Origin of the sequence: Bacteroides sp. 2_2_4 (genome assembly GCF_000157055.1) — a bacterium.
Classification (GTDB): domain Bacteria; phylum Bacteroidota; class Bacteroidia; order Bacteroidales; family Bacteroidaceae; genus Bacteroides; species Bacteroides ovatus.
The window spans coordinates 39,611-46,111 of the sequence record NZ_EQ973355.1 but is presented as its reverse complement, the minus strand read 5'-3'; the positions used below and the strand labels follow the sequence as shown (position 1 = coordinate 46,111).

The following is a 6,501-nucleotide window of genomic DNA, read 5'->3' as shown; positions in this document are numbered from 1 at the left end:
ACCGAATCGATAGTGGTGCCACCAGGAATCGAACCGGGGACACAAGGATTTTCAGTCCTTTGCTCTACCAACTGAGCTATGGCACCTCGTGCTTGTTCGGTCCGGTAATATCTCTTTTGCGGTTGCAAAGGTAGTGAAACTTTTGGATTCTGCAAGCCTTATGGAAATAAAAAACACTGATAAAAAGTTAGTCGGCTAATTATCAGTGTTGTATAAGATGAAAATATTTCAGGTATGTGATGAAATCTATTGCTTATCTTCTTTTAATGGATTCCATCCCTGTGCTTTTAGTTCGAATTCTTGTCCATCACGGGTAATCAATGCACAGCCAAGTTCGGGTTTGGTAATATGTCCGATGAGACGAACTCCTTCCATTTGTGAAATTTTCTCATGATCGGCGATGGAAACAGTAAAGAGTAGTTCATAATCTTCTCCACCATTCAAGGCACAAGTCGTAAGATTCATGTTAAACTCTTCAGCCATAACAGCTGTCTGATAATCGATTGGGATGTGCTCCTCGTAAACGCGGCAACCAGCATTGCTTTGTTTGCAGATATGCATCAGTTCTGATGACAGGCCGTCGGAAATGTCCATCATAGAAGTAGGGACAATATTGGCGGCTGCCAATTTCTCAATGATATCTTTGCGCGCTTCCGGTTTCAATTGGCGTTCTAATAAATACTCTTTGCCGGAGAAATCCGGTTGGACATCTTTATCACCTTGCAATACGACTTTTTCACGTTCCAAAAGTTGTAAACCCATATAGGCTGCTCCCAAGTCGCCGCTGACGCAGATCAGGTCAGTGTCTTTGGCTCCATTACGGTAAACTACTTTATCCTTATCGGCATCGCCGATACAAGTAATGCTGATAGCAAGACCTGTCAGAGAAGAAGTGGTATCGCCTCCCACAATGTCGACATTGTATTGCTGGCAAGCCAGACGGATACCGGAATAAAGTTCGTCCATATCTTCCACGCTGAAACGCTTGGAAAGACCAAGAGATACCGTAATCTGCCGGGGAGTACCGTTCATGGCATAAATATCGGAGAAATTAACTACTGCTGATTTATATCCCAAATGCTTCAAGGGAACATAAGTCAGGTCAAAATGCACACCTTCCATAAGCAGGTCGGTTGTTACCAGTACTTGCTTTTCTGAAGGGTAGGAGAGAACGGCGGCATCGTCGCCCACTCCATATTTGCTGGATTCGTTTTCCAGTTTGATTCCCTCGGTGAGGCGGTCAATCAGACCAAACTCACCAAGAGATGCTATTTCAGTTCTCATAAATCGGGATGATTGTTTAGGCACGGTTGATAAGTTCACGCATGATCGTGGTCATTTTCGGTTGAGCAGCGTCAGCGGCTTTCTGAACTTCTTCGTGTGTTACTTCTACGATTTTTCCTTCTACTCCTAAGTCGGTAATGACGGAAATACCAAAAACTTTGATACCACAATGGTTGGCTACGATAACTTCCGGAACGGTAGACATACCAACTGCATCAGCACCAAGGATATGGAATAGTTTATATTCGGCAGGAGTTTCGAAAGTAGGACCTTGCGTACCAATATACACTCCGTGTTGTACTTTAATTCCTTTTTCTTTGGCAATCTCGTCAGCCTTACTAATCAGTTCCTTGCAGTATGCTTCGCTCATGTCCGGGAAGCGAGGTCCGTAAGGGATATTTTTTCCGCGAAGCGGGTGTTCGGGGAAATAGTTGATATGGTCAGTGATAATCATCAGGTCACCGATTTCGAAATCTGCATTTGTACCGCCACTGGCATTGGATACAAACAAGGTTTTGATACCTAATTCACGCATGACACGTACAGGGAAAGTTACTTCTTTCATCGAATAACCCTCGTAATAGTGGAAGCGTCCCTGCATAGCCATGATATCCTTATTGCCTAGTTTGCCGAAAATCAGCTTACCGCTATGACCTTCGACGGTAGATACCGGGAAGTTGGGGATATCCGAATACTTTATTTCATACTTCTCGGTGATTTCGTTTGCCAAACTGCCAAGCCCGGTGCCTAGTATAATAGCAGTTTCCGGACTGGTATGCATCTTACCTTTCAGATAAGCTGCGGTTTCTTGTATTTTCTCTAACATAGTCAATAATATGTTGGTTAAATTTATCTTGTTGATTTTGTAATATTTCAATTTCAATAGGCAAGGCGTAGATAAATGGTTTCAATTCCTTGTCCAAAGCCGGATGGTTAATCAGGCGTGTTGCATCTTTCTCGGTGGTAATAATCAACCGGTGTTCTCCTTTCAGTTTATGAAACCGTTCTTTGATAAGCTGTATATCCCGATGAGTGAAATTGTGGTGATCGTCAAACGATAGTAAATCTATTTGTTTGGTACAACCTTCCAGTCTTTCGAGAATAGGGGCAGGTGAGGCAATTCCCGTCATCAATAATATATCAGTGTTTGTCAGTGAGGACAAAGCAACCTCATGGTTTGTCGAAATTGCATTTGTGTCCGGAGACATGGTAGGGAACACTGGTTGCAGGTTACCATACCGGAACGATGAGAAGAATAACTGTTGATATGGATAAAGGTTCAGCCGTTTCGTGATAATGTTATAATCAATAGGCTTGATGTCTTGCGGGCATTTGGTGACAATAACGATTTGCGCCCGATTCTTGCCGCTAATTGGTTCACGAAGCCGTCCTGCGGGGAGCAAAGTGTCATCACAGAATAATCGGTGATAATCCGTTAACAGAATACTCAATCCCGGTTTGACGTATCGGTGCTGGAAAGCATCGTCCAATAGGATAACATCTATTGAAGGCTTTTGCAGTGCAAGCAACTTTTCTATGCCATGACAACGCTTTTCATCGACAGCTACTGTGACAGACGGGAATTTTTGATGCATCTGGTAAGGTTCGTCGCCAATGCTTCTTGCCGTACTTTCCGGAGTTGCCAATACATAACCTTTCGTGTGCCGTTTATATCCCCGGCTTAATACAGCTACCTTATATTGATTACAAAGAAACTTTATCAGATATTCAGTGTGCGGAGTTTTTCCTGTCCCTCCTACAGCGAGATTACCCACGCTGATAATAGGTATATCAAAACTCTTTGATTGAAGAACTTCCCAGTCAAAGAGTTTATTTCTCATCATTACCACTGCTCCGTAGAGCCAGGAGGCAGGGTAGAGCCACTTATGTATCTTGATAAAGTGTTCGTCCATGTATTACGGTTTATTTAATATTCAGTTCGAACGGAATACGTGCCTGAATCATGGATTGTTCTTGCAGATTTTTCAGTAAACCGAATTGCTGGTAGTACTCGCCTAATTTACTTTTCAGTAATTGTGATTCTACATAATTCGTCGGTTTCGTATCAAGCAGGGAAGACAGGAAATCTTGTTTCTCAGGATAAGACACAACGGTATAGCCTTCGATACCGGCTTTTGCAACAGCAATATCCAGTGCCTTGTCAATGCCACCTAATTCGTCTACTAATCCCAGTTCTTTAGCAGTTTCCCCAGTCCATACACGGCCTTCGGCAATCTTCTCGATAGCTTCCTTCGTCATGTGACGTCCTTCGGCACAACGAGTTACAAAGGTATCATATCCTTCAGTTATCATCATTTGAAGCAATGATTTCTCATCCTCGTTAAACGGACGCATGATATTTCCGAAATCAGCGTATTTATTCGTTTTTACGACATCATAACTTAAGCCGATTTTGTCAGTCAATCCTTTCACATTAGGAATCATACCGAAGATTCCGATAGAACCGGTCAGGGTAGTAGGCTCTGCAACAATCGTATCGGCAACGCAAGAGATATAGTAACCTCCTGACGCAGCATAATCACCCATAGAGACAATGACCGGTTTCTTTGTTTTCAGCTCTTTCACAGCATGCCAGATTTGTTCCGAGGCGAAAGCACTTCCACCTGGAGAATTGACACGGAGTACAACAGCTTTCACATCATCATTATCTTTCAATTTGCGCAGGTCACGAATTACTTTCGAACCGACAATCCCATCTTCGGAAGTTGCAGAGCTCGGATAGTCTGTAATTTCACCGGATGCATAATAAACAGCTACGATATTACCGCTTTTATCTTTCGGCACATTTTTCCTTACGTTCATCATGTCGCCCAATCCTAATATAGGAAGATTATCATCTTCATTGATCTCTACCAATTTCTTAAGATAATTACGCACATCATTGCGATAAATCAGAGTATCAGCCAATCCACATTTTACACTCTCTTCTGCCGGATAGAACATGAGCATGCGATCTGCATAAACATTCAGTGAGTCTACAGAAATATTACGTGAAGTAGATACCCCTTCCGTAACCTGTCCCCAGATAGAAGTGATAAATGTGGTAACCTGTTCGCGGTTGGCAGGACTCATTTCCGTAGCAATAAACGGCTCTACGGCAGATTTGTAAGTTCCCACCTTGAACACCTGCATCTCAACTCCTATTTTTTGCAGCAGATCTTTGTAGAACAGGGGAGCAGAGGCGATACCCCGCCATTCAATCATTCCTTTGGGATTGAGCAACACCTTATCGGCTGCGCTGGAAAGATAATAAAGTCCCTGCGTATAGGAGTCTGCATAAGCAATAACGAATTTTCCACTTTCTTTGAAGTCGAGCAGTGCGTTGCGGATTTCCTGCAAAGAAGCATAGGAGGTGCCTAATGAGTTTGCCTGTAGATAAATCCCTTTAATATTTTCGTTTTCTTTAGCCTTCTGGATGGAAGAAAGAATATCGTCCAGTCCGTACGTGTTAGAACCGTCACCCAACAACTGTGATAAAATATCCAGCGGATCTTCTTGCGTACGTTCAACCAACGTTCCGTTTAAGTCGAGCATCATTACAGAATTCTTTTTTACGATTGTTTCCGTGTCCGAAGCAGACATGATGCCAAACAACGTTACCATGCTGATTATAAATAATACAATACTTGACAAAATGATACCTGTCACCGTGGCAAGTGTAAATTTCAAGAAATCTTTCATTATACTTATTGTTTTTTGCGCCAGCTTGTTATTAAGCTAACAAAGATAAATAATTGAGTTGATATTTATTCAATAAGTCGTACGAATTTTTGTTTTATCACAGCGAATCCATATAAATAGGAACTTCCTTCATTTAAGATTTAAGTATATTTGTCTGTATCAAATCCTTTTAAATGAGAAGAAATCTCTAATTTTGTGGCACAACTATTAATACATTGAATAATACTATCATGAAAAAACTCACATCTATCCTTTTATTGCTTTTGTTTGTATGGACGGTACAAGCACAAACTGCTCGTGAAGAGATCCGTGCAAACCGGTATTTATCCGCTAATAATTATTATGCATATCCCACGCCTACTGCCAAGCAGACAGCTGCTCCTAAGGGGTACGAACCTTTTTATATCAGCACATATATGCGTCATGGTTCACGGTATTTGATTGATCCGAATGATTATCGTTTCCCCAAGCAAACTTTATTAAAAGCCGACTCTTTAAACAAACTTACTGCAATAGGTAAAAACACACTGGATATTGTTTTGCGCATGGCTGATATGGCGGAAGGTCGTCTTGGTGAACTGACTTCGGTGGGAGCACGCCAACACAGAGGAATTGCAAAGCGTATGTATACTAATTTCCCACAGATATTTGCGGATGGAACAGAAGTGGATGTCCGTTCCACAGTTGTCATCCGGTGTATATTATCCATGACATCCGAATGCCTCCAATTGCAGGCGATGAATCCTAATCTATGTATCAAGAATGATGCAAGTTACCATGATATGTATTACATGAATCCTCCTGCTAAGGATTTGAGTAAAATAGCTAGTTCCGATAAAGTGAAGAAGGTTCAGAAAGATTTTGAAGCTACCCATGTACGTCCGCAACGGTTGATGAAAACATTGTTTACAGACGAAGCGTATGTAAAAGCAAACGTTGATGAAGCGCGCCTGATGAGACGTCTTTTTGATTTGGCTTGTAATATGCAGAGTCATGATACAGATATGCAGCTATATTCTCTTTTCACGGATGAAGAGTGTTATGATTTATGGAGTTGTAACAACTTATATTGGTATCTGACACACGCTTGTTCTCCTGTAACGGATGGTTTGATGCCCTATCGGGAAGCCGACTTGTTGCGTAATATTTTAGATAGGGCAGATGCTGCTTTGAAAGAAGGTAAGAACCAGGCCACTTTAAGATTTGGTCATGAGTCTTGTCTGTTACCGTTAGTCGCTTTATTGGAACTGAATCATTATGGAGAATCTTACCCTGACGTAGAAAAGTTATCCGAACAATGGAGAGCGTATGATATTTTCCCGATGGCTAGTAACGTGCAATTCGTCTTTTTCCATAAAAAAGGAAGTAACGATGTATTGGTAAAAGTATTACTTAATGAAAAGGAAGCTAAACTACCGGTGAAAACAGACGTAGCTCCTTATTACCACTGGAAAGATGTAGAAAGCTACTATCGTGAAAAATTAGATAAATATCAGCATATATAATGCGACATTA

The 6,501-nt window shown here is 41.5% G+C and carries 5 protein-coding genes and 1 tRNA gene; 1 reads left to right on the top strand and 5 read right to left on the bottom strand.

The annotated features are described in order from the left end of the window. Positions 1-13: 13 nt before the first annotated feature. The 5 genes from BSCG_RS26915 to sppA all read right to left on the bottom strand — a co-directional run bounded on the left by BSCG_RS26915 (position 14) and on the right by sppA (position 4,986). A tRNA-Phe gene (locus tag BSCG_RS26915) sits at positions 14-86 on the bottom strand. Between the two features lie 160 nt (positions 87-246). Then, complete coding sequence (gene thiL / locus BSCG_RS26920) at positions 247-1,284, bottom strand: thiamine-phosphate kinase (RefSeq protein ID WP_004298938.1); 1,038 nt, start codon at positions 1,282-1,284, stop codon at positions 247-249. Positions 1,285-1,300: 16 nt separating this feature from the next. Further along, positions 1,301-2,110, bottom strand: a complete 810-nt coding sequence (locus BSCG_RS26925; protein WP_004298940.1) for a purine-nucleoside phosphorylase — start codon at positions 2,108-2,110, stop codon at positions 1,301-1,303. After that, positions 2,067-3,197, bottom strand: a complete 1,131-nt coding sequence (gene lpxK / locus BSCG_RS26930) for a tetraacyldisaccharide 4'-kinase (protein WP_004298941.1) — start codon at positions 3,195-3,197, stop codon at positions 2,067-2,069. Before lpxK ends, BSCG_RS26925 begins: the two co-directional genes overlap by 44 nt. 10 nt (positions 3,198-3,207) lie before the next feature. Beyond that, positions 3,208-4,986: a signal peptide peptidase SppA gene (gene sppA, locus BSCG_RS26935; RefSeq protein WP_004310621.1), complete on the bottom strand. Its 1,779-nt coding sequence runs from the start codon at positions 4,984-4,986 to the stop codon at positions 3,208-3,210. A gap of 230 nt (positions 4,987-5,216) precedes the next feature. Between sppA and BSCG_RS26940 the strand changes: the two genes are divergently transcribed. Further along, positions 5,217-6,491: a histidine-type phosphatase gene (locus BSCG_RS26940; RefSeq protein ID WP_008774552.1), complete on the top strand. Its 1,275-nt coding sequence runs from the start codon at positions 5,217-5,219 to the stop codon at positions 6,489-6,491. Positions 6,492-6,501: the final 10 nt, after the last annotated feature.

Excerpts from the sequence above, each read along its gene's own strand:
- lpxK (WP_004298941.1), bottom strand. The coding sequence starts at position 3,197 with ATGGACGAACACTTTATCAAGATACATAAGTGGCTCTACCCTGCCTCC.
- thiL (WP_004298938.1), bottom strand. The coding sequence starts at position 1,284 with ATGAGAACTGAAATAGCATCTCTTGGTGAGTTTGGTCTGATTGACCGC.
- BSCG_RS26925 (WP_004298940.1), bottom strand. The coding sequence starts at position 2,110 with ATGTTAGAGAAAATACAAGAAACCGCAGCTTATCTGAAAGGTAAGATG.
- sppA (WP_004310621.1), bottom strand. The coding sequence starts at position 4,986 with ATGAAAGATTTCTTGAAATTTACACTTGCCACGGTGACAGGTATCATT.
- BSCG_RS26940 (WP_008774552.1), top strand. The coding sequence starts at position 5,217 with ATGAAAAAACTCACATCTATCCTTTTATTGCTTTTGTTTGTATGGACG.